At 69.4% G+C, this 22476-nt stretch carries 17 protein-coding genes and 4 tRNA genes; 9 read left to right on the top strand and 12 right to left on the bottom strand.

All coding sequences use genetic code 11. The annotated features are described in order from the left end of the window. The 3 genes from M2271_RS38110 to M2271_RS38100 form a co-directional block, all read right to left on the bottom strand. Positions 1 to 1967, bottom strand: a 1967-nt coding sequence (locus M2271_RS38110) for a DEAD/DEAH box helicase (RefSeq protein WP_280892037.1), incomplete at its 3' end; no start/stop codon positions are given. Positions 1968 to 2174: 207 nt separating this feature from the next. Then, positions 2175 to 2795, bottom strand: a complete 621-nt coding sequence (locus M2271_RS38105) for a hypothetical protein (RefSeq protein WP_280892036.1) — start codon at positions 2793 to 2795, stop codon at positions 2175 to 2177. Between the two features lie 87 nt (positions 2796 to 2882). After that, positions 2883 to 3233 (bottom strand): metallopeptidase family protein, encoded by a 351-nt coding sequence (locus tag M2271_RS38100; protein ID WP_280892035.1) that lies wholly within the window; start codon positions 3231 to 3233, stop codon positions 2883 to 2885. A gap of 85 nt (positions 3234 to 3318) precedes the next feature. Between M2271_RS38100 and M2271_RS38095 the strand changes: the two genes are divergently transcribed. The 7 genes from M2271_RS38095 to M2271_RS38065 all read left to right on the top strand — a co-directional run bounded on the left by M2271_RS38095 (position 3319) and on the right by M2271_RS38065 (position 10372). Beyond that, positions 3319 to 5007, top strand: coding sequence for a metallophosphoesterase (locus tag M2271_RS38095; protein WP_280892034.1), 1689 nt, complete (start codon positions 3319 to 3321; stop codon positions 5005 to 5007). An 80-nt stretch (positions 5008 to 5087) separates the two neighbouring features. Further along, positions 5088 to 5160 (top strand) — tRNA-Glu (locus M2271_RS38090). Between the two features lie 37 nt (positions 5161 to 5197). Next, positions 5198 to 5272 (top strand) — tRNA-Asp (locus tag M2271_RS38085). 24 nt (positions 5273 to 5296) lie between these two features. Further along, positions 5297 to 5373: transfer RNA gene (locus M2271_RS38080), tRNA-Phe, on the top strand. A gap of 393 nt (positions 5374 to 5766) precedes the next feature. Then, positions 5767 to 9759 carry an ATP-dependent RNA helicase HrpA gene (hrpA, locus tag M2271_RS38075; protein ID WP_280892033.1) on the top strand — a complete coding sequence of 1331 codons (3993 nt, stop codon included), beginning with the start codon at positions 5767 to 5769 and terminating at the stop codon, positions 9757 to 9759. 93 nt (positions 9760 to 9852) lie between these two features. Then, a tRNA-Asp gene (locus tag M2271_RS38070) sits at positions 9853 to 9927 on the top strand. A 238-nt stretch (positions 9928 to 10165) separates the two neighbouring features. Then, positions 10166 to 10372: a DUF6274 family protein gene (locus M2271_RS38065; RefSeq protein ID WP_280892032.1), complete on the top strand. Its 207-nt coding sequence runs from the start codon at positions 10166 to 10168 to the stop codon at positions 10370 to 10372. 442 nt (positions 10373 to 10814) lie between these two features. Here the strand turns inward: M2271_RS38065 and bldC are convergent, their stop codons facing one another. Both bldC and M2271_RS38055 read right to left on the bottom strand, forming a co-directional pair. After that, positions 10815 to 11021, bottom strand: a complete 207-nt coding sequence (gene bldC, locus M2271_RS38060) for a developmental transcriptional regulator BldC (protein WP_003949541.1) — start codon at positions 11019 to 11021, stop codon at positions 10815 to 10817. A 573-nt stretch (positions 11022 to 11594) separates the two neighbouring features. Then, entirely contained in the window at positions 11595 to 12437 is an 843-nt protein-coding gene (locus M2271_RS38055; protein ID WP_280892031.1) for a hypothetical protein, read from the bottom strand. A 222-nt stretch (positions 12438 to 12659) separates the two neighbouring features. On the opposite strand from M2271_RS38055, the gene M2271_RS38050 reads away from it, so the two are divergent. After that, the gene (locus M2271_RS38050; protein WP_280892030.1) at positions 12660 to 13760 is read left to right on the top strand and encodes a Glu/Leu/Phe/Val dehydrogenase dimerization domain-containing protein; all 1101 of its coding nucleotides are present in this window, start codon (positions 12660 to 12662) and stop codon (positions 13758 to 13760) included. Positions 13761 to 14054: 294 nt separating this feature from the next. Then, a complete protein-coding gene (locus tag M2271_RS38045) occupies positions 14055 to 14309 on the top strand; it encodes a DUF3073 domain-containing protein (protein ID WP_348539226.1) in 255 nt (84 codons plus the stop codon). Between the two features lie 226 nt (positions 14310 to 14535). Here M2271_RS38045 and purM read toward each other — a convergent pair whose 3' ends face one another. The 7 genes from purM to purS form a co-directional block, all read right to left on the bottom strand. Then, positions 14536 to 15618, bottom strand: a complete 1083-nt coding sequence (gene purM / locus M2271_RS38040) for a phosphoribosylformylglycinamidine cyclo-ligase (RefSeq protein WP_280892028.1) — start codon at positions 15616 to 15618, stop codon at positions 14536 to 14538. A gap of 49 nt (positions 15619 to 15667) precedes the next feature. Next, positions 15668 to 17197: an amidophosphoribosyltransferase gene (gene purF, locus M2271_RS38035; protein ID WP_280892027.1), complete on the bottom strand. Its 1530-nt coding sequence runs from the start codon at positions 17195 to 17197 to the stop codon at positions 15668 to 15670. A 62-nt stretch (positions 17198 to 17259) separates the two neighbouring features. Next, complete coding sequence (locus M2271_RS38030; protein WP_280892042.1) at positions 17260 to 17802, bottom strand: META domain-containing protein; 543 nt, start codon at positions 17800 to 17802, stop codon at positions 17260 to 17262. A gap of 123 nt (positions 17803 to 17925) precedes the next feature. Continuing rightward, positions 17926 to 18723, bottom strand: coding sequence for a maleylpyruvate isomerase family mycothiol-dependent enzyme (locus M2271_RS38025; RefSeq protein WP_280892041.1), 798 nt, complete (start codon positions 18721 to 18723; stop codon positions 17926 to 17928). Positions 18724 to 19034: 311 nt separating this feature from the next. Then, complete coding sequence (purL, locus tag M2271_RS38020; protein WP_280892026.1) at positions 19035 to 21293, bottom strand: phosphoribosylformylglycinamidine synthase subunit PurL; 2259 nt, start codon at positions 21291 to 21293, stop codon at positions 19035 to 19037. Then, positions 21290 to 22054, bottom strand: coding sequence for a phosphoribosylformylglycinamidine synthase subunit PurQ (purQ, locus tag M2271_RS38015; RefSeq protein WP_280892025.1), 765 nt, complete (start codon positions 22052 to 22054; stop codon positions 21290 to 21292). The genes purL and purQ overlap by 4 nt, the downstream gene beginning before the upstream one ends. Then, the gene (gene purS, locus M2271_RS38010; RefSeq protein ID WP_015659417.1) at positions 22051 to 22314 is read right to left on the bottom strand and encodes a phosphoribosylformylglycinamidine synthase subunit PurS; all 264 of its coding nucleotides are present in this window, start codon (positions 22312 to 22314) and stop codon (positions 22051 to 22053) included. Before purS ends, purQ begins: the two co-directional genes overlap by 4 nt. Between the last annotated feature and the right edge of the window lie 162 nt (positions 22315 to 22476).

Here is a 22476-nt window from a genome sequence, read left to right as displayed (position 1 = left end):
CCACCGCGGTCGCCGCCACGGTCACCACCGCGGTCGTTCCGGTCGTCACGGCGGAAGCCGCCACGGTTGTCGTCACGGCGCTCGAAGGAACGGCCGCCACCGCGGTTGTCGTCGCGACGCTCGAAGGAACGGCCACCGCGGTCGCCGCCACGGTCACCACCGCGGTCGTTCCGGTCGTCACGGCGGAAGCCGCCACGGTTGTCGTCACGGCGCTCGAAGGAACGGCCACCACCGCGGTTGTCGTCGCGACGCTCGAAGGAACGGCCACCGCGATCGCCGCCACGGTCACCACCGCGGTCGTTCCGGTCGTCACGGCGCTCGAAGGAACGCTCCGGCTTGTCGGCGTCCCGCGCCGCCGGCTGCTCGGGTACGGACGCCTCGGCGGCCTCGACGGCCTTGGCGACCGCCGCCTGCGCCTCGGCCACCGCGGCCTCGGGGTCCTCGCCGCGCTCGCGGGCGGCCCGGGCTACCAGCCGGTCGGCCTCCTGGCGCAGCTCGGTCGCGCGACGCTGCGCCCGCTCCAACTGCTTGACGAGCTGGGCGGCCTCACGCTCCGCCTGCTCCGCCGCGTTGCCCGCGGACTCGGCCTGCACCTCGGTCATCGACCGGGCACCGGTGATCTCGGCGACCTCCGGCTCGAAGGCCGTCCCGCCCTGGATGATGTGACGCCCGGCGTCGACACCGGCGTCCTCCATGAGACGGAAGATCTGACGACGCTGATGCGGCAGGGAGAGGGACACGACCGTGCCCGTACGACCGGCACGGGCCGTACGACCGGCACGGTGCAGGTAGTCCTTGTGGTCGCCGGCCGGGTCCACGTTCAGGACCAGGTCGATGCCGTCGACGTGGATACCGCGCGCGGCGACGTCGGTGGCGACCAGGACGTTGACGTACCCGTCCTTGAAGTCCGCCAGCGTCCGGGTGCGGGCACCCTGGGTCATGCCGCCGTGCAGCGCGTCGGCCTTCACACCGGTCTCGCTCAGCTGCTCGGCGATACGGTCGGCGCCCAGCTGGGTGCGGACGAAGATGATCGTGCGGCCCTTGCGGGAGGCGATCGCGGCCGTGACCGGCGCCTTGTCCTTGGGCTTCACGATGAGGATGTGGTGGGACATCGTCGTGACGTTGCCCTGGGCGCTGTCGACCTCGTGCGTGACCGGGTTGGTCAGGTAGCGCTTGACCAGCGTGGAGATCTCGTTCTCCATCGTCGCGGAGAACAGCATCCTCTGACCGCCCGCCGGAACCTGGTCCAGCAGCTCGGTGACCTCGGGCAGGAAGCCCAGGTCGGACATCTGGTCGGCCTCGTCGATGACGGCGACCTCGATGTCCTGCAGGGAGCAGGCGCCGCGGCTGATGATGTCGCGCAGTCGGCCGGGGGTGGCGACCAGCATGTCCACGCCGCGCTCCAGGGCGTAGATCTGGTTGGCCATGGAGGTACCGCCGCAGACGACCTTCATCTTCAGGCCGAGCTGGTCGCCGTAGGGCTGCAGCGCATCGGCGACCTGCATCGCGAGCTCACGGGTCGGGGTGAGGATGACCGCACGCGGGCGGTGCTTCTCGGAGCGTCCGCCGGCCAGCCGGGTCAGCGCCGGAAGACCGAAGGAGAGGGTCTTGCCGGAGCCGGTGCGGCCACGGCCGAGGATGTCCTTGCCGGCCAGGGCGTCCGGGATGGTCGCGGCCTGGATCGGGAAGGGGGCGGTCACGCCGTTCTGGGCGAGCTTGCGCACGATGGCATCGGCGAGACCGAGGTCCGCGAAGGTGACCTCGGGAACGCCTGCCACGCCCTCGGTGACCTCGGTGACCTCGGGAACGTCCGCCGCACCCTCAATGACTTCGGTGACTTCGGTGACTTCGGTGGCCGCGTTGACCTCGGCGACTTCGGTGATGCCTGCGGCTTCGTTCATGCCTTCGGCTTCGCCACTGCCCTCGTTCTCGGGCACGGCGATGTGATCAGTGGTGGAAATGGACATGCGTATGCGAAACCTTCCGGAGTCTCGTCGGCACGCGCCCGTCAACTCCGTGTTTCGCAAACGACCGCCTCAATGCGGTCCGCCACGGCAAAGGAGAGTACGCGCCACACGGCGCGCTCTGCGTTGGCGCCGGGCATCAGGATCAAACGATCTACCACCATACGCACCTCCGACCCCCCATGGCAAACCGATCCACATTGACGTGGGTCACACGGCCGGTGACCCCGCCTCAGGGGCCGGTAGGCGCTGGGCCAGTTGCGGCCCCGGGGGCTCGTGCGCCGACGACGAGGGCTCGGCGACCGTGGGATCGGGGGTCACCGGCGGCGGGGGCGGGGGCGGGGGCGGCGGCGTCGGCTCGGGCTCGACCGTCCGCGTGGGCGTCGGCTCCGCTCCGGTCGGCGACGGCGCTCCCGGACCGTCCGGCACCCCGCCCCCGTCCCCGCCGTTCCCGTTGCCGGTCCCGTTTCCGGTCCCCTTCCCCGGCTTGCCGCCCGCCGAGGCCACCCCGCCGCTTCCCGCCGACGCCCGGGCCGACGGCTCCACCGGTTCCCCCTTGGCCTTACCCTTACCCTTCTTACCCTTCTTGTCCTTCTTGTTCTTTTCGTGCCCGCCGTCCCCATGTTTTCCGTCACCGGCCGCCACGTCCGCCCCCGCACCACCGCCCGACACCGCCGCCCCGCCGTCGGGCGCCTCACCACCCCGCGACGCGGCCGAGTGCGACGGCTTCGCGCGCCCGCCTCCGTCGTCGCCCACACTCATGCAGCCGGCGGCAGTGGCGACGGCCATGACCGTGGCGGCCAGACGAACGGGTACGTACAAGGGGCGCACGAGCAGCCACCTCCGGTGCGGGTGAAGGAGTCAACCTGTTCAACTCCCGCCGCCCACAAGAGGACACGCGACCGTGTCAGCGGAGCTTCACCCGTACCCCAGAGCGTGCAGCCGGGCGTCGTCGATCCCGAAGTGATGCGCGATCTCGTGCACCACCGTGACCTGGGACTCCGCGACGACCTCCTCCCGTGACGCGCACATCCTCAGCGTCGGCCCCCGGTAGATCGTGATCCGGTCCGGCAGCACTCCCGCGTACCACTCCCCGCGATCCGTCAGCGGGGTCCCCTCGTACAACCCGAGCAGCTCGGGATCGTCCGCCGGCGGTTCGTCCTCGACGAACACCGCGACGTTGTCCATCAACCGCGTCAACTCCGGCGGAATCCGGTCCAGCGCCTCGGCGACCAGTTCCTCGAACTCCTCGCGCGTCATCTCCAGCACAGACCCATTGTCCGGTACGCGGCGCCCGTACGAGAGTCCTGAGCACCCCCGCATACCCGCACCCGGACTTGGGCATACGCGACCAATGCCCCGCGTCCCCGCAGCCGTCCGCAACCTCCTGAACACTTTCCGCAGGACCCCCCGCCCCCTCGCCCGCCGCTCCCTCACCCCCCGCCCCCGCACTCGCCTCTCCCCTGCCCGCCGCTCCCGCCTCTCCCCCGCCCGCCGCTCCCGCACGCACCGCCCCCACCCGACCGCCGAACTCGTCCCCCAGCCGCAGCCCTGGCTCCGCGCGCTCGGCCTCACCGCCGTGGTCGTCCTCGGCGCCTGGCTGGGCCTGCTGGTCGTCGGCAACGTACGGGCCCCGGTCGGCCCCATGAACACGACGATGACCCTGCGCCCGTCACTCACCGGCGGCACGAAGATCAACATCTCCCCGCTCGGCGCGCTGGAACTGAACAGCCACCACGCCCCCGTCCGCCTGGACGTGAACGTCGACCAGCTCGACCCCGCCCGCTCCCAGGCCCTCGTCGACCACCCCGAACGCCTCTCCGGCCTCCAGGACGAGGTCAGCCGGGACGTCACGCACGGCACCCTCGACCTCGCCGTACGCTCCTGCGTCGCCGTGGTGTCGGGCGCCACCACCCTCGGCCTCGCCGTGTACCGCCGCCCCCGCCGCGCCCTCGCCGCCGGCGGCCTCGCCCTGACCCTCCTGGCCGCGTCGGGCGGAACCGCGTACGCCACCTGGAACCCCGAATCCGTCCTGGAACCGAAGTTCTCCGGGCTGCTCTCCTCCGCGCCCTCCCTGGTCGGCAACGCCCGCAGCATCGTCACCGAATTCGACGTCTACCAGAAGGAGTTGGCCCGCCTGGTCACCAACGTGACCAAGCTGTACGACGCCACCTCCACGCTCCCCGCCTACGCGCCCGACCCGTCCACCATCCGCGTCCTGCACGTCTCCGACATCCACCTCAACCCTGCGAGCTGGAAGATCATCGCCTCGCTGGTGGAGCAGTACAAGGTCGACGTGATCGTCGACTCCGGCGACACCATGGACCACGGCTCGGCGGCCGAGAACGGCTTCCTGGACCCGATCCGGGATCTCGGCGCCCCGTACGTCTGGGTCCGCGGCAACCACGACTCCCTGACCACCCAGCGCTACCTGGAACGCATGAAGAACGTGCACGTCCTGGACAACGGCAACGCCGAGACCGTCGCCGGCCTGCGCTTCGCCGGCATCGGCGACCCCCAGTTCACCCCCGACCGCTCCAGCAAGCCCGGCGCCGCCGCGTCCGAGGAACTGGCCGGCGCCCGCCTGGCCTCCGCCCTGCGCGACCAGCGCACGGCCGGCACCCCCGTCGACCTCGCCGTCGCCCACGAACCGTCGGCGGCCCGCGAGGCCGACGGCGCGGTCCCGATGGTCCTGGCCGGTCACCTCCACCACGAAGGCATGGAGATCATGAAGTACGGCACCCGGCTGCGGATCGAAGGCTCGACAGGCGGCAGCGGTCTGCGCGCGGTGGAAGGCAAGTACCCCGATCCCATCGAGGCCTCGATCCTCTACATGGACCGCGACACCCGCCGCCTCCAGGCCTGGGACGAGATCAAGCTGGGCGGCCTGGGCCTGACGACGGCCGAGGTCAGCCGCCACCTCGCGAAGGAGAACCAGCCGGGCGCCACCCCGTCGCCCTCCTCCACCTCGTCCACGTCCTCCACTCCCTCCCCCACTCCCTCCACCACGGCCTCCCCCACCCCCTCCACCAACGCCCCGTAAACCGTTTTGGCGATCCCTCCCGCCATCACATATGCTTCTGACGTCCCCGACGCGCTGCGAAGCGCCCAGGCGGGCCGATAGCCCTCATCGTCTAGCGGCCTAGGACGCCGCCCTTTCAAGGCGGTAGCACGGGTTCGAATCCCGTTGGGGGCACGCAACACCGTGTGCGACACTGTCGTGCACGCAGCAAGGTCCTGTGGAGCAGCTTGGAGTGCTCGCCACCCTGTCAAGGTGGAGGCCGCGGGTTCAAATCCCGTCAGGACCGCTGAGGTTTCCTCGGAAACCTCGTGGCTGGGTAGCTCAGTTGGTACGAGCGATCGCCTGAAAAGCGATAGGTCGCCGGTTCGATCCCGGCCCCAGCCACCACCCAAAGGCCCTGTCCACACGGACGGGGCCCTTGTCGTTGCCCCACCCACGCACCTCACCACCAGCACATCCCGTCAGGACCGCTGAGGTTTCCCCGAAACATCGTGACCGGGTAGCTCAGTTGGTACGAGCGATCGCCTGGCCCTGCCTGATAGCGGCTGCGCCGCGGGCGACAGGTCGCCGGTTCGATCCCGGCCCCAGCCACCACCCAAAGGCCCTGTCCACACGGACGGGGCCCTTGTCGTTGACCCACCCACGCACCTCACCACCCCCGAAGACCCCGTCCCACCGGACGGGGTTTTCGCCGTTCCGGTGTCGTTCCGGTGTCGTCCCGGACGCCGGCGGCAAAAGCGTTCGCCAGGAATTTCGCGGGGATGCGATCCTGGACCGCGTATGTCTACGCACCCCGCACCCGGCGCCAGCGCTCCGGGCACCCCCGCTCCGGGCACCCCCGTTCTCGGTGATCTCGCCTCCCGCCTGGCCGAGCTGTCGCTGCGTGATGCGCATCGGCTCGGGCGCAGGCTCGAAGGCACGCGCAGGATTCGCAAGCCGGAGGCCCGTGCCGCCGTTGTCGCCGAGATCGAGGCGGAGGTGGCGAAGGCCGAGGAGCGGATGCGTGCGCGGCGCGGGCGGGTGCCCGCGGTCAGTTATCCCGAGCAGCTGCCCGTCAGCCAGAAGAAGGACGAGATCGCGGCCGCCATCCGTGATCACCAGGTCGTGATCGTCGCGGGTGAGACCGGGTCCGGCAAGACGACCCAGATCCCGAAGATCTGTCTCGAACTCGGCCGCGGGGTCCGCGGCATGATCGGGCACACCCAGCCCCGCCGGATCGCCGCCCGTACGGTCGCCGAGCGGGTCGCCGAGGAGCTGGACACGCCGCTCGGCGAGGCCGTCGGCTGGAGGGTGCGGTTCACCGACCAGGTCAGTCCGGAGGCGACCTTCGTCAAGCTGATGACGGACGGCATTCTGCTCGCCGAGATCCAGACCGACCGCGAGCTGCGCGCCTACGACACGATCATTATCGACGAGGCCCACGAGCGGTCCCTCAACATCGACTTCCTGCTCGGCTATCTCGCGCGGTTGCTGCCCGAGCGCCCTGATCTGAAGGTCGTCATCACCTCGGCGACCATCGATCCCGAGCGGTTCTCCCGGCACTTCGGGGACGCGCCCATCGTGGAGGTCAGTGGGCGGACGTATCCCGTCGAGGTGCGGTACCGGCCGCTCCTGGAGGAGGAGGGGGAGGACTCCGACCGGGATCAGATCACCGCGATCACCGATGCCGTCGAGGAGCTGCTGGGCGAGGGCAAGGGGGACATCCTCGTCTTCCTCTCCGGCGAGCGGGAGATCCGGGACACCGCGGACGCGCTCGAGAAGAAGGCGTACAGGTTCACCGAGGTGCTGCCGCTGTACGCCCGGCTCTCGCACGCCGAGCAGCATCGGGTCTTCCAGCAGCACTCCGGGCGCCGGATCGTGCTGGCGACCAACGTCGCCGAGACCTCGCTCACCGTCCCGGGCATCAAGTACGTCATCGACCCCGGCTTCGCCCGTATCTCCCGCTACAGCCACCGCACCAAGGTCCAGCGGCTGCCCATCGAGGCGGTTTCGCAGGCCAGCGCCAACCAGCGCAAGGGCCGCTGCGGCCGTACCAGCGACGGCGTCTGCATCCGGCTGTACAGCGAGGAGGACTTCGACGCCCGTCCGGAGTTCACGGACGCGGAGATCCTCCGGACGAACCTCGCCTCCGTCATCCTGCAGATGACCGCGGCCGGTCTCGGTGACATCGAGAAGTTCCCGTTCATCGATCCGCCGGACCACCGCAACATCCGTGACGGCGTCCAGCTTCTCCAGGAACTGGGCGCGTTGGACCCGTCGGAGAAGGACGCACGCAAGCGGCTCACGCAGACCGGCCGCAAGCTCGCGCAGCTGCCTGTGGACCCGCGGCTGGCGCGGATGGTGCTGGAGGCCGACAAGAACGGCTGTGTCCGGGAGGTCATGGTGATAGCGGCCGCACTGTCCATCCAGGACCCGCGCGAGCGCCCGGCGGACAAGCAGGCCCAGGCCGACCAGCAGCACGCCCGGTTCAAGGACGAGACGAGTGACTTCCTCGCCTATCTCAACCTGTGGCGCCACCTCCGCGAGCAGCAGAAGGAGAGGGGCTCCTCCTCCTTCCGGCGTATGTGCAAGCAGGAGTACCTGAACTTCCTGCGGATCCGCGAGTGGCAGGACATCTACACGCAGTTGCGCACGGTCGCCAAGCAGATGGGCATCCATCTCAACGAGGACGACGCCCCCGCCGACCGCGTCCACGTCTCCCTTCTCGCCGGTCTGCTCTCGCACATCGGTATGAAGGACGTGAAGGACGGCAACAAGAACGAGTACCTGGGCGCGCGCAGCGCCAAGTTCGCGATCTTCCCCGGGTCGGCCCTGTTCAAGAAGACGCCGCGTTTCGTGATGTCGGCGGAACTGGTGGAGACGAGTCGTCTCTGGGCCCGGGTCAACGCCAAGATCGAACCGGAGTGGGTCGAGCCGCTCGCCGAGCACCTGCTGAAGCGGACGTACAGCGAACCGCACTGGGAGAAGGACCAGGCCGCGGTGATGGCGTACGAGAAGGTCACGCTGTACGGCGTCCCGATCATCGCCCAGCGCAAGGTCAACTACGGCCGGATCGACCCGGAGGCCTCCCGCGAGCTCTTCATCCGCAACGCCCTGGTCGAGGGTGACTGGCGGACGCACCACAAGTTCTTCGCCGACAACCGCAGGCTCCTCAGCGAGGTCGAGGAGCTGGAACACCGGGCGCGGCGCCGGGACATCGTGGTCGACGACGACACGTTGTTCGACTTCTACGACCAGCGGGTGCCCGAAGACGTCGTGTCCGGCGCGCACTTCGACTCGTGGTGGAAGGGTGAGCGGCATGAGCAGCCCGACTTCCTGGACTTCGAGCGGGAGATGCTCATCCGGGAGTCGGCGGAGGCGGTCACCAAGGACGACTATCCGGACGCGTGGCGGCAGGGCCCGCTGAAGTTCCGGGTGACGTACCAGTTCGAGCCGGGTGCGGATGCGGACGGTGTGACGGTCCACGTTCCGCTCCACGTGCTCAACCAGGTCACGGACGAGGGGTTCGACTGGCAGATTCCGGGCCTGCGGGAAGAGGTGGTGACGGAGCTGATCCGGTCCCTCCCGAAGCCGATCCGCCGCCACTACGTGCCGGCGCCGAACTTCGCGAAGCGGTTCCTGGCCACGGCGGTGCCCCTCCAGGAGCCGCTCACCACGACCATGGCGCGTGAGCTCAGACGGATGGTCGGGGTGCCGTTCGAGGCGGACGACTTCGACTGGTCGAAGGTCCCGGACCATCTGCGCATCACCTTCCGGATCGTCGACGAGCGGCGCCGGAAGCTGGCCGAGGACAAGGACCTGGAGGCGTTGAAGCTCCAGTTGAAGCCGAAGGCGAGGCAGGCCCTGTCCCAGGCGGCAGCGGCCACGGCGGAGCGCCAGGGCGGCGAGTCCGTCGAACGGGGGGGCCTCACCGACTGGACGATCGGCTCGCTCGCCCGTGTCTTCGAGACGCGGCGGGCCGGGCAGCCGGTGCGGGCGTACCCGGCGCTGGTCGACGACGGACCGACGGCGAACACCGTGTCCGTACGGCTCTTCGACACGGAGGCCGAGCAGACCGAGGCGATGTGGAAGGGCACGCGGCGGCTGATCCTGCGCAACATCCCGGTCAACCCCGCGAAGTTCGCATCCGAGAAGCTGACGAACGCGCAGAAGATCGCGCTGTCCGCGAATCCGCACGGGTCGGTCCAGGCGCTGTTCGACGACTGCGCGACGGCGGCGGCGGACAAGCTGATCGGCGACTTCGGGGGGCCGGCGTGGGACGAGGAGTCGTACCGGAAGCTGTACGACAAGGTGCGGGCGGAGATCGTCGACACGACGGTCCGTACGGTGGGGCAGGTGCAGCAGGTGCTGGCCGCCTGGCAGGCCTGTGAGCGTCGTCTGAAGGGCGTACGGAGCCCGGTGCTGCTGTCGAACCTGACCGACGTGCGCAAGCAGCTGGACGCCCTCGTGAAGCCGGGTTTCGTGACGGCGGCGGGGATACGGCGACTGCCGGACCTGATGCGCTATCTGGTGGCCGCGGACCGGCGGCTGCAGCAGATGCCGACGAACGTCCAGCGGGACACGTCCCGGATGGAGAAGGTCCACGAGATGCAGGACGAGTACGCGTGGCTGCTGGAGCAGATGCCCCAGGGGCGCCCGGTTCCGTCCTCGGTGCTGGACATCCGCTGGATGATCGAGGAGCTGCGGGTGAGCTACTTCGCGCACGCGCTGGGCACGGCGTACCCCGTCTCCGACAAGCGGATCGTGAAGGCCATCGACGCGGCGGCGCCGTAACAGCAGGCGCACACTGGGTGAGTTCGCCCCGGGGCTCACCCTCCTGTACAGTCTGTTCTCGCAGCGCAACGCACGAATGGCGCCGCAAAACCTGGTCCTGTGGAGCAGCTTGGAGTGCTCGCCACCCTGTCAAGGTGGAGGCCGCGGGTTCAAATCCCGTCAGGACCGCAGTAGCAGTACACACGCAGTACGTGGAGAGGCCCGCGCCCCGCAAGGGACGCGGGCCTCTCCACGTATCCCGGCAAAGGGCCGGGACCACGGGCCGGGTCCTCGGGGCCGGACACTCTCCTGTGCGTGACGCCCGCTCCGAGGCGTCTGTGGGACCGCACGCCGTCTTGACGGCGTCCTCTTCCCCCGGTACCCAGAAGTCAGGGATCGCCTTCCGTGGGGCCTCTGGAGGTGTCGTATGGCGGGATCGGGATCGGTCAGGCACGAGACGCGGGCGCTACTCCGTGCGCACCTGGCGGCCGCCTCCTCGTACGGCCATCTGACGCGCCACTGCCCGATCTGCCACCGCCTGCTGCGGCTGGCGCTGGACGGGGCCCCACAGGCCGCCCAGGCGCCGCCCGAGCGGGACGCGAGCATCGAGGACGAAAGTCCGGCCCCCGCGTGACCGTCGGCGAGTTCCGGCCCGCCAACGCGTGCCTCCGCTAGCGCACATGAGCCGGAGGCAACAAGGACGTTGGCGTGTGACGGGTGTCACTGCATGAGTTTTTGAAACTGCGGTATTTACGGCTCATCTACAACTGGTCAATTTTATATGTGCAATTGCACCAGGTCGCCGAGGATGCCCACAGCAGATCCGACACCCCTCCCCAGACTCCGACAAGCCCGCTCACAGACCCCCCTCATCGGGCACGTTCCGCGCACAAAAAAGATCGCGCTGGACTCGGCGGAGTCCAGCGCGATCGACGACGCACCCTGTGTTGTACTCGGAAAGCCCGGAGGGGCTTGGGCGTGGGGCCTGTTGGGGCAGGACCCGCGTCGCTTGGAGCTGTGGTTCCGAGCGTTGCGACAAGTGGGGACCTGCCGGTTATGCCCGGTTATTGAGTTGTTCAGGCCTCGCTGCGCTGCTGCGGGATGCCCGCGAGCAGCGCGCGGACCTCAGCCTCGCGGTAACGGCGGTGCCCGCCGAGCGTACGGATGGACGTGAGCTTGCCGGCCTTCGCCCACCGCGTGACCGTCTTCGGGTCGACGCGGAACATCGTGGCGACCTCAGCCGGGGTCAGCAGCGGCTCGGCATCAGGGGTGCGAGCGGTCATGAGCGGCCTCCTCGGGAGAACCGAACCATCTCGGTTCTTTCCTCTAAATTCTGCACCTTGACCCGCGTTGCCCGAAATGGCGGACACGAGTCGAGTCGGTTATAGGACGAACGGCTTGTCCTCGGCACTACAACTACACCATCCGTCCAGCCACGTCGGCCAAACCGATGGAATTGCCCCTCCAGGTGTTCATCACCGACGGAAGCCGATGGACCATGCCATAGCGGACAGTCACGACACTGTGACGATCAGTCACAGGACGATCAGGAGTCGTCAGACCCCCCAAAGCGTGCAATGCAGAGATTCCGCCCACATCGCCACGCAACAGGACGGAAGGAGTCTCCCCGGACTCCTTGTCCTATTTTGACATGAGGAGGGGCAAGGGGCGCAAGAGTCGCGTAAGTGCGTTCTGTCACGCTTGCCACACTTCGCACACTTGGTGCGAACGCCCGGATCAGGACCTACGTGCCTTGTTGACGAAACCTCAGGACACACGCCGGTGCGAGGACGAAACCCCAAAACGGGCGTCAGGTCAAACGTACGTTCGCGACCTGAGGCGATCCCCAGGCACTTTCAGTTCGCCGAGCGCCGGTCCCGCACCGACCGCCACCGCGCCACGAGCCGCGCGTACGCCTCGCCCGCGGCGACCCCGTCACCGGTCCGCAGGGCCTCGATCCCGTCGGCCACGTCGGCCGCCGAGTGGTCGTCCTCCAGCTCACCGGCCGGCAGCACGTGCACCAGGCCGCCGTAGTCCAGCTCCACCAGTGAGCGCGGGTGGAACTCCTCCAGCCAGCGCCCCACGTCGATCAGTCCGTCGATCAGCGGCCCCTCGTCGATGGCGTCCTTGAGCGCCCTCAGGCCGCGCGCCACGCGCCGCCGGGCCTGCACCATCGGGGTGCGGTAGCGCAGCATCGGCGGGATCGCGCCGGAGCCCTTGTCGAACCGCCGCTCCTCGTCGGACACCAGCACGAACCAGTTGATCGGCACCTGCCAGGTCGCCGTGCGGATCCAGGGCCGCGCGTCCGGGTTGCGGGCCAGCCAGCGCTCGTAGTCCTGGGCCGCCTGACGCCGTACGACCGGGGGCAGCACCGTGTCCAGGACGGACGGCGGGAGCTCCCCCGGGAGCTCGTCCAGGGCCTGCCAGCCGCGCAGCCGGGTGCGCCACGGGCAGACGCACACCACCCCGTCCGCGTCGAGCACGAACGCGTCGCCGCTCTCGCGCACCGGCACGGGGATCGGCGGGGTGGGCAGCAAGTCGGCCAGGGACCCGCGCAGTTCGTCCTGGTACGAGGGCCGGTCCGGGCGGCGGGCGTAGCGCGCCCAGTGGCTGCGCTCCGGCTCGGGGAAGGCGGCCAGCGGTTCGTACACGCGCAGATAGGTCGCGTACGGGACGATCACGGAGGACACCTTGGGCACGCCTGCTCCCTCCCCCGCCGTCTGCCAGGAAAACCTGCGGAACCCGCACACAAACGAGCGGGAAAACTATGCAAATCGTCGCACGTGCGTACTCCGGAAGCAGGTGATCCTGTGCACTGAGCGGAGGGCAGGGCTCCCAGGCTCTAATCTCGTGCTCACAGCCCCCGCCATCCTCACGGGAGCCGGCCTCCACCCGCCGCTACTTACTCAGGAGTCACCACCGTGACCGACGTAACCGGCGCGTCTGCTGATGTACTGCACACCCTGTTCCACTCGGACCAGGGGGGTCATGAGCAAGTCGTGCTCTGCCAGGACCGGGCCAGCGGTCTCAAGGCCGTCATCGCCCTCCACAGCACCGCCCTGGGCCCCGCCCTCGGCGGTACGCGTTTCTACCCGTACGCCAGTGAGGCGGAGGCCGTCGCCGACGCGCTGAACCTCGCGCGCGGGATGTCGTACAAGAACGCCATGGCCGGCCTGGACCACGGCGGCGGCAAGGCCGTGATCATCGGGGACCCGGAGCGGGACAAGACCGAGGAGCTGCTGCTGGCCTACGGCCGGTGCGTGGCCTCCCTCGGCGGTCGGTACGTCACCGCGTGCGACGTCGGTACGTACGTCGCCGACATGGACGTCGTGGCCCGTGAGTGCCGCTGGACGACGGGCCGGTCGCCGGAGAACGGCGGCGCGGGCGACTCGTCCGTCCTGACCGCGTTCGGCGTCTACCAGGGCATGCGGGCCTCCGCAGAGCACCTGTGGGGCGATCCGTCGTTGCGGGCGAAGCGGATCGGTATCGCCGGCGTCGGCAAGGTCGGGCACCACCTGGTGGAGCACCTGGTGGCGGAGGGCGCCGAAGTCTTCGTCACGGACGTGCGCGAGGACGTCGTCCGGCGGATCACCGAGCGGCACCGGAACGTGCTGGCGGTCGCGGACACCGACGAGCTGATCCGCGTGGACGGCCTCGCGGTCTACGCCCCCTGTGCGCTGGGCGGGGCCCTGAACGACGCCACCGTGCCGGTGCTGACCGCGCGGATCGTCTGTGGCGCCGCCAACAACCAGTTGGCCCACCCGGGCGTCGAGAAGGACCTCGCCGACCGGGGGATCCTCTACGCGCCGGACTACGTGGTGAACGCCGGCGGGGTCATCCAGGTCGCCGACGAACTGCACGGGTTCGCCTTCGAACGGTGCCGGGCGAAGGCGGCGAAGATCTACGACACCGCGCTCGCCATCTTCGCACGTGCGAAGATGGACGGGATTCCGCCGGCCGCGGCGGCCGACCGGATCGCCGAGCAGCGGATGGCGGAGGGACGCGGGCTCGGGGCGCACTGAGAGGCGGTCCCGGGGTTCTACCGGTACCCGTCGGCGCACAGTTGGAGAGAACTCTCACGTCCGTCGGCGGGTCGCCTGCCAAGAAGTGGTTAAAATCGCGGTTGACCAGCAGGGACAGGACACCCCGAGGGTCCTGGGTGCGGGCATGTCCTGCGGGCGACGTACCGTATGGGCGTGGGCTCAGGTACCGTGGAAGCCCTACGGACCGGTCTCTCCACGGAGAGCCCGTTCCAGATCATGAACGCGTGTCAAGACTCTGGGGCCACCGAGCCCCGTATCCGAGGGGGTCGAGCCATGGGGCGCGGCCGGGCAAAGGCCAAGCAGACGAAGGTCGCCCGCCAGCTGAAGTACAGCAGCGGCGGGACTGACCTCTCGCGTCTGGCCAATGAGCTGGGCGCTTCGACTTCGAGTCAGCCGCCGAATGGCGAGCCGTTCGAAGAGGACGAAGACGACGACGACCCGTACTCCCAGTACGCGGATCTGTACAACGACGACGATGAGGACGAGGACGACGGGTCCGGTCCCACATCGCAACGCCGCGGGGCTTGACGATCCAGCCGCGCTCGACCCGGTCCGGGCGGTTCACACCTCCCGGACCGGGTTTTGCGCTGCCCTCGTCACGTCGTTCGCGGCGTCACCTCGTCGGGACCGGACGGCGCGTAGGGACCGGCCGGTTCCGCGCGGACAGCACTGCGGCCGTTCACATGGGTCGCCGCGAGTGGCCGGTTCACCCGGAGTGGCACCGGCCGGTGCACGCCGGGTACCAGCAGCCGGTTCAGGCCGCGTAGTCCCCGACCAGTTCCGCGCCCGTCTCGCGGTCGCCGCGGTCCGTGATCTCGCCGGCGACCCAGGCTTCGACCCCGCGGTCCGCCAGGGTGGCCAGGGCCACGTCCGTCGACTCCTCCGGGACGATCGCGATCATGCCCACGCCCATGTTCAGGGTCTTCTCCAGCTCCAGGCGTTCGACCTGGCCCGTCCTGCCGACGAGGTCGAAGACCGGGGCCGGGGTCCAGGTGGAGCGGTCGACGATCGCGTGCAGCGTGTCGGGGATCACACGGGCCAGGTTGGCGGCGAGCCCGCCACCCGTGATGTGACTGAAGGCGTGTACGTCGGTGGTCCGGGTCAGGGCCAGGCAGTCCAGCGAGTAGATCTTGGTGGGCTCGAGGAGTTCCTCGCCCAGCGTGCGGCCGAACTCCTCGATCCGCGCGTCCAGGGACAGACCTGCCTGGTTCAGCAGGACGTGGCGGACGAGCGAGTACCCGTTCGAGTGAAGACCGGAGGCCGCCATGGCGATCACCGCGTCACCCGTACGGATGCGATCCGGGCCGAGCAGCCGGTCGGCCTCCACCACGCCCGTACCGGCGCCGGCCACGTCGAAGTCGTCCGGGCCCAGCAGGCCGGGGTGTTCGGCCGTCTCGCCGCCGATCAGGGCGCAGCCGGCCAGGACACAGCCCTCGGCGATGCCCTTGACGATGGCGGCGACCCGCTCGGGGTGGACCTTGCCGACGCAGATGTAGTCGGTCATGAACAGCGGCTCGGCGCCGCACACCACGATGTCGTCCATGACCATCGCGACCAGGTCGTGGCCGATCGTGTCGTAGACGCCGAGCTGGCGGGCGATGTCGACCTTGGTGCCGACGCCGTCCGTGGCGGAGGCGAGCAGGGGACGCTCGTAGTTCTTGAGGGCGGAGGCGTCGAAGAGGCCGGCGAAACCGCCGAGGCCGCCGAGGACCTCGGGGCGCTGCGTCTTCTTCACCCACTCCTTCATGAGCTCGACGGCGCGGTCGCCCGCTTCGATGTCGACACCCGCTGTTTTGTAGGACGCCGCTGCGTAGCCGGCACCAGTTGTCTCAGACATGGCCAGGAGAACCTTCGTGTCGTACGGCAGGTGGGGCGGACCGGACCGGCTACGGACGGCGGATCGCGTCGGCGGCGGCCGTCGCGGCCGGGCCGGCGGCCAGCTCGGTCTCCAGGAGCTGCTTGCCGAGCAGCTCGGGGTCCGGGAGATCCATGGGGTACTCGCCGTCGAAGCAGGCGCGGCAGAGGTTCGGCTTGGCGATGGTGGTCGCCTCGATCATGCCGTCGATGGAGATGTACGACAGGGAGTCGGCGCCCAGCGAGGTGCCGATCTCGTCGATGCTCATGCCGTTGGCGATGAGCTCGGCGCGGGTGGCGAAATCTATGCCGAAGAAGCAGGGCCACTTCACGGGCGGCGACGAGATCCGGATGTGGACCTCGGCGGCACCCGCCTCGCGGAGCATCCGCACCAGGGCCCGCTGCGTGTTGCCGCGCACGATCGAGTCGTCGACGACGACCAGCCGCTTGCCCTTGATGACTTCCTTCAGCGGGTTCAGCTTCAGCCGGATGCCGAGCTGACGGATCGTCTGGGAGGGCTGGATGAACGTACGCCCGACGTAGGCGTTCTTCACCAGGCCCGCGCCGAAGGGGATGCCGGAGGCCTCCGCGTAGCCGATGGCGGCCGGGGTGCCGGACTCCGGGGTGGCTATGACCAGGTCGGCCTCGGCCGGGGCTTCCTTGGCGAGCTTGCGGCCCATCTCCACGCGGGAGAGGTACACGTTCCGACCGGCGATGTCGGTGTCCGGGCGGGCGAGGTAGACGTACTCGAAGATGCAGCCCTTGGGCTTCGCTTCCGCGAATCGGGAGGTGCGCAGGCCGTTCTCGTCGATGGCGACGAACTCGCCCGGCTCGATCTCGCGCACGTAGGCCGCGCCGCAGATGTCGAGGGCGGCGGACTCGGAGGCGACGACCCAGCCGCGCTCCAGGCGGCCGAGGACCAGCGGGCGGATGCCCTGCGGGTCACGGGCGGCGTAGAGGGTGTGCTCGTCCATGAAGACGAGCGAGAAGGCGCCCTTGACCTGGGAGAGGACCACGGGGGCAGCCTCTTCCACGGTCAGCGGCTTGCCGTCCTCGTCGACCTGGGCCGCGAGGAGCGCGGTGAGCAGGTCGGTGTCGTTGGTGGCCGCGACGCGGGTCGAGCGGCCGTTGGTGTCCTTCGGAAGGTCGGCGACCATCTCGGCGAGCTGCGCCGTGTTGACGAGGTTGCCGTTGTGGCCGAGCGCGATGGAGCCGTGCGCGGTGGCACGGAACGTCGGCTGGGCGTTCTCCCACACGGAGGCACCGGTGGTCGAGTAGCGGGCGTGTCCGACCGCGATATGACCCGTGAGCGAACCGAGCGAGGTCTCGTCGAAGACCTGGGAAACGAGCCCCATGTCCTTGAAGACGAGGATCTGGGAGCCGTTGCTGACCGCGATTCCCGCGGATTCCTGGCCTCGATGCTGGAGGGCGTAGAGCCCGAAGTAACTGAGCTTGGCGACCTCTTCGCCCGGAGCCCAGACACCGAAGACGCCGCATGCGTCCTGGGGGCCTTTCTCACCGGGGAGCAGATCATGACTGAGTCGACCGTCACCACGTGGCACGCAACCGAGTGTAGGCGAGATCGTGCACTGGTCCGAATTGGGGATTCGCCGGCGCTCATGGATCACTTTTCGGCGACGGCCCGCAGGGTGTTCCCGTTTTCGCTGGTCAGGGTGAGGGTGTCGGCGTCCACTCGATAGCTGAGCGTGCTGTTGAAGAGGCTCAGCAGGGTCTTTTCGGTGTCCATGAGTGAGGCGTCGCACATCATTCGGGTGGTGGACGGGGCGCCCAGAGTGATATGCCCGTCGCGGACGGTCGCCTTGGGATCGACGGTGGCCTGGGGGTCGACGGTGGCCTCGGGGTCGACGGTGGCCTTGGCGTTGACGTGGTTGCAGCCGAGCCTGCCGCCGGCCTTGCCGGTCTTCTTGTCGAAGGTGAGGTGGGTGTCCCCGTGGGCGCGGTGGGTCCTGCCGTCCACGGTGACGCTGTCGACGTTCCAGCGGACGCCGGTGACGGGCCGCTCGGTGCCGACCGAGCCGCTGCCGGCCTGTTCGCCGCCGCCCGCCTTCTCGTTTCCGCAGGCCGCCGCGAGCGGGAGGAGGGCCACGACGGCCGTCGTGACCAGGGGCGTGATCAGTCGCTGCTTCTGCCGGTACGTGCGCTGCATCTGCGGGTACGTGCGCTGCATCTGCGGGTACGTGCGCTGCCTCTGCCGGTTCGTGCGCTGCTTCTGCCGGTACATGTCGGTTCGACGGGACGTACGGGGTGATCGGTTCCACTCGGGTGCGGTTCAGCGCAGCAACGGCAGCAACCCGCCGAGGTCGGCGCGCTCCCCGCTCGCTCTGACGTTCGCCTCCTCGACCGCGTCCTTCCAGCTCACCCGCCCGCTCGCGAGCCGGATCCAGGTCAGCGGGTCGGTCTCGACGACGTTGGGCGGGGTGCCACGGGTGTGCCGGGGCCCTTCGACGCACTGCACCACGGCGTACGGCGGGATCCGCACCTCGGTGGAACCGCCGGGCGCCTTCGCGGCGAGGGCGTCGGCGAGGAGGCGGGTGGCCGCGGCGAGGGCCTGACGGTCGTACGGGACGTCGAGGCCGGGGACGGCGGCGTTCAGGTCGTCGGTGTGGACGACGAGTTCGACGGTCCGGGTGACCAGGTAGTCGTCGAGGGTCATGGCCCCGGTGCGGGCGGCGAGGAGTCGGGCGCCGGGGGCGGTGGCGAGGCTCTCGGTGAGACGCGCGGCGGTACCGGCGAACAGCGCGTCCAGGTCGGGATGGGCCGCGGCGAGCTGCCGGGTGCCGTCGGCGATGTCGTCGGCACGGACCGCGGTGGCGAACGGCCAGTCCAGGAGTGTGAGCTCCGGGCGCGGGGGCTCGTCGCGGTCGATGGTGCGGCTGACCGTCTCCACGCCCATGGCCACGTGCGCGGCCAGGTCCCGCACGGTCCAGCCCGGGAGCCGGGTGGGGAGCGCGAACTGCTCGGGGGTGAGAGTGCGGACCGCCTCCCTCACGTGCCCGAGCTGGGTGAGGATCGCGGTGCGGATCCTGCCGGGGTCGTAGGTGCGCGCGCGCTTCTTGGCCGGGGGCATGGAGAGCAGCCTAGGCCGACTGGGCGAGGTCGCGGGGGCGTCGAAGATCTCGCGGTTCCGCGGGACGCCGAGGCCGTGCCGACGGAAGGGGAGGCCGCAGGCGGTGTCCGGGTCGGGGCCCTCCATCAGCGGGAAGTGCGGGTGCGGTTCCGTGGAGTTGCCGGAGTTCCCGCAGCCGGCGAGCCGCCGGCCCGCGTGGACGCCCGGACCCGTGAAGCCCCGCACCGGAACCTCTCCGGGCGGGGCTTCACCGTCGTACGACGACTACGACTACAGCTTCGGACTACGACTACGACTACGACTACGACTGCTTACGCGAGCAGCGCCGGGATCGTCTCCTCGTGGGCCTTGCGCAGCTCCTCCAGGGACAGCTCGAACTCGCCCTGGAGCTCGACCGTGTCGCCGTCGACGACACCGATGCGGGTGACGGGGAGGCCCCGGGCGCCGCACATGTCGTTGAAGCGGAGCTCCTCCGAGCGCGGGACGGCGACGACCGCGCGGCCCGCCGACTCCGAGAAGAGGAAGGTGAACGCGTCCAGGCCGTCCGGGACGATCAGACGCGCGCCCTTGCCGCCGAGCAGCGCCGACTCGACGACCGCCTGGATCAGACCGCCGTCGGACAGGTCGTGCGCGGAGTCGATCATGCCGTCGCGGGAGGCGGAGATCAGGATCTCGGCGAGCAGGCGCTCGCGTTCCAGGTCCACCTTCGGGGGCAGGCCGCCGAGGTGGTCGTGGATCACCTGGGACCAGGCCGAGCCGCCGAACTCCTCACGGGTGTCGCCGAGGAGGTAGAGCAGCTGGCCCTCCTCCTGGAAGGCGACGGGCGTGCGCCGGGCCACGTCGTCGATGACGCCGAGGACCGCGACGACCGGGGTCGGGTGGATGGCCGCGTCGCCCGTCTGGTTGTAGAGGGAGACGTTGCCGCCGGTCACCGGGGTGCCGAGCTGCTGGCAGGCGTCCGCGAGACCGCGGATGGCCTCCGCGAACTGCCACATCACCGCCGGGTCCTCGGGCGAGCCGAAGTTCAGGCAGTCGGAGACGGCCAGCGGCGTGGCGCCGGTCGTGGCGACGTTGCGGTAGGCCTCGGCGAGCGCCAACTGGGCGCCGTGGTACGGGTCCAGCTTCGCGTACCGGCCGTTGCCGTCCGTCGCGATGGCGACCCCGAGGCCGGTCTCCTCGTCGATGCGGATCATGCCCGAGTCCTCGGGCTGCGCCAGCACCGTGTTGCCCTGCACGAAGTGGTCGTACTGCGAGGTGATCCACTTCTTGGAGGCCTGGTTCGGGGACGACACCAGCGCCAGCACCTGGGACTTGAGTTCCTCCGAAGTCCCGGGCCGGGCAAGCTTGTTGGCGTCGTCCGCCTGGAGTGCGTCCTGCCAGGACGGGCGGGCGTACGGGCGCTCGTAGACCGGGCCGTCGTGGGCCACGGTCCGCGGGTCCACGTCCACGATCTTGCCGCCGTGCCAGAAGATCTCCAGGCGGTCGCCGTCCGTCACCTCACCGATGACCGTGGCGATGACGTCCCACTTCTCGCAGATCTCCAGGAAGCGGTCGACCTTCGACGGCTCCACGACCGCGCACATCCGCTCCTGCGACTCGCTCATGAGGATTTCCTCGGGAGAGAGGGTCGAGTCGCGGAGGGGGACGTCGTCCAGGGTGACCGTCATGCCGCCGGAGCCGTTCGACGCCAACTCGCTTGTGGCGCAGGAGAGTCCGGCCGCGCCCAGGTCCTGGATGCCGACTACCAGCTTCTCGGCGAAGGCCTCCAGGGTGCACTCGATGAGGAGCTTCTCCTGGAAGGGGTCGCCCACCTGGACGGCGGGGCGCTTCGACGGCTTGGCGTCGTCGAAGGTCTCGCTCGCCAGGATCGACGCGCCGCCGATGCCGTCGCCGCCCGTGCGGGCGCCGTAGAGGATGACCTTGTTGCCCGCGCCGGAGGCCTTCGCGAGGTGGATGTCCTCGTGCCGCATGACACCGATGGCACCGGCGTTGACCAGCGGGTTGCCCTGGTAGCAGGCGTCGAAGACGACCTCACCGCCGATGTTGGGCAGGCCGAGGCAGTTGCCGTAGCCGCCGATGCCGGCGACGACACCGGGGAGGACGCGCTTGGTGTCGGGGTGGTCCGCCGCACCGAAACGGAGGGGGTCCACGACGGCCACCGGCCGCGCGCCCATCGCGATGATGTCGCGCACGATGCCGCCGACGCCCGTGGCCGCGCCCTGGTACGGCTCGACGTAGGAGGGGTGGTTGTGCGACTCGACCTTGAAGGTGACCGCGTAACCCTGGCCGACGTCCACCACGCCCGCGTTCTCGCCGATGCCGACGAGCAGCGCGTCGCTCTGGGGGGCCTTCTCGCCGAACTGGCGGAGGTGGACCTTGGAGGACTTGTAGCTGCAGTGCTCGGACCACATGACCGAGTACATGGCGAGCTCGGCGCCGGTCGGGCGGCGGCCGAGGATCTCCACGACCCGCTCGTACTCGTCCTTCTTCAGGCCGAGTTCGGCCCAGGGCAGCTCGACGTCGGGGGTCGCGGCCGCGTGCTCGACCGTGTCCAGAGGCGTCCGGCTCATACGTTGACCAGCTTCTTGAGGATCGAGGTGAAGAAGGGGAGGCCGTCGGTGCGGCCGGTGCCGATGAGCGGCTCCACGGCGTGCTCCGGGTGCGGCATCAGGCCCACCACGTTGCCGGCCTCGTTGGTGATGCCGGCGATGTCCCGGAGCGAGCCGTTGGGGTTGCCGTATCCGTCAGCGGATCGGTCAGCGGATCCATCGGCGGATCCATCGGCGGATCCATCGGCGGATCCGTCAGCGGCTTCGCCGCGGACCAGGTACCGGAACGCGACCCGACCCTCGGCCTCCAGCTTGTCCAGGGTGTACTCGTCGGCGACGTACCGGCCGTCCATGTTCTTCAGCGGAATGTTGATCTCCTGGCCGGCCGAGTAGTCGGTCGTCCAGGCGGTGTCCGCGTTCTCCACCCGCAGCTTCTGGTCGCGGCAGATGAAGTGGAGGTGGTCGTTGCCGAGCATTGCGCCCGGGAGGAGGTGGGCCTCGGTGAGGATCTGGAAGCCGTTGCAGATGCCGAGGACCGGGAGGCCGGCCTTCGCCTGCTCGATCAGGGGCTCCATCACCGGCGAGAAGCGCGCGATGGCCCCGGCCCGCAGATAGTCGCCATACGAGAAACCGCCGCACAGCACCACGGCGTCGACCTGATGGAGGTCCTTGTCCTTGTGCCACAGGGCGACCGGTTCGGCGCCCGCGAGGCGGATCGCGCGCTGCGTGTCCCGGTCGTCGAGGCTGCCCGGGAAAGTGACGACGCCAATACGAGCGGTCACTTCGCGGCCTCCGCGACTTCCTCCACCTTGACGGTGAAGTCCTCGATCACGGTGTTGGCGAGGAAGGATTCCGCGAGATCGTGGATGCGGGCGAGCGCGGCCTCGTCGACCGGGCCGTCAACTTCCAGTTCGAATCGCTTTCCCTGACGTACGTCGGAGATCCCTTCGAAACCCAGCCGCGGCAGTGCGCGCTGCACCGCCTGGCCCTGGGGGTCGAGGATCTCCGGCTTGAGCATGACGTCGACTACGACGCGTGCCACTGGCACTCCCGGTGTTGTGGTGCTGAGCAGGTTCCTGCAGGTGTCTTCAGACTACCCGGACAAAATTTCTACGCGGGTAGAGTTGTAGGAATCTACGTGACGGCCATCACGATCAGGGGCCGGAGGGGTGCCTTCACGAAAAGTTCAGGGAAAGATCCAGGA

It is taken from the genome of Streptomyces sp. LBL (genome assembly GCF_029893585.1).
GTDB lineage: Bacteria > Actinomycetota > Actinomycetes > Streptomycetales > Streptomycetaceae > Streptomyces.
The sequence above is the reverse complement of the archived record's forward strand: the minus strand, read 5'-3'. Positions and strand labels throughout refer to the sequence as shown.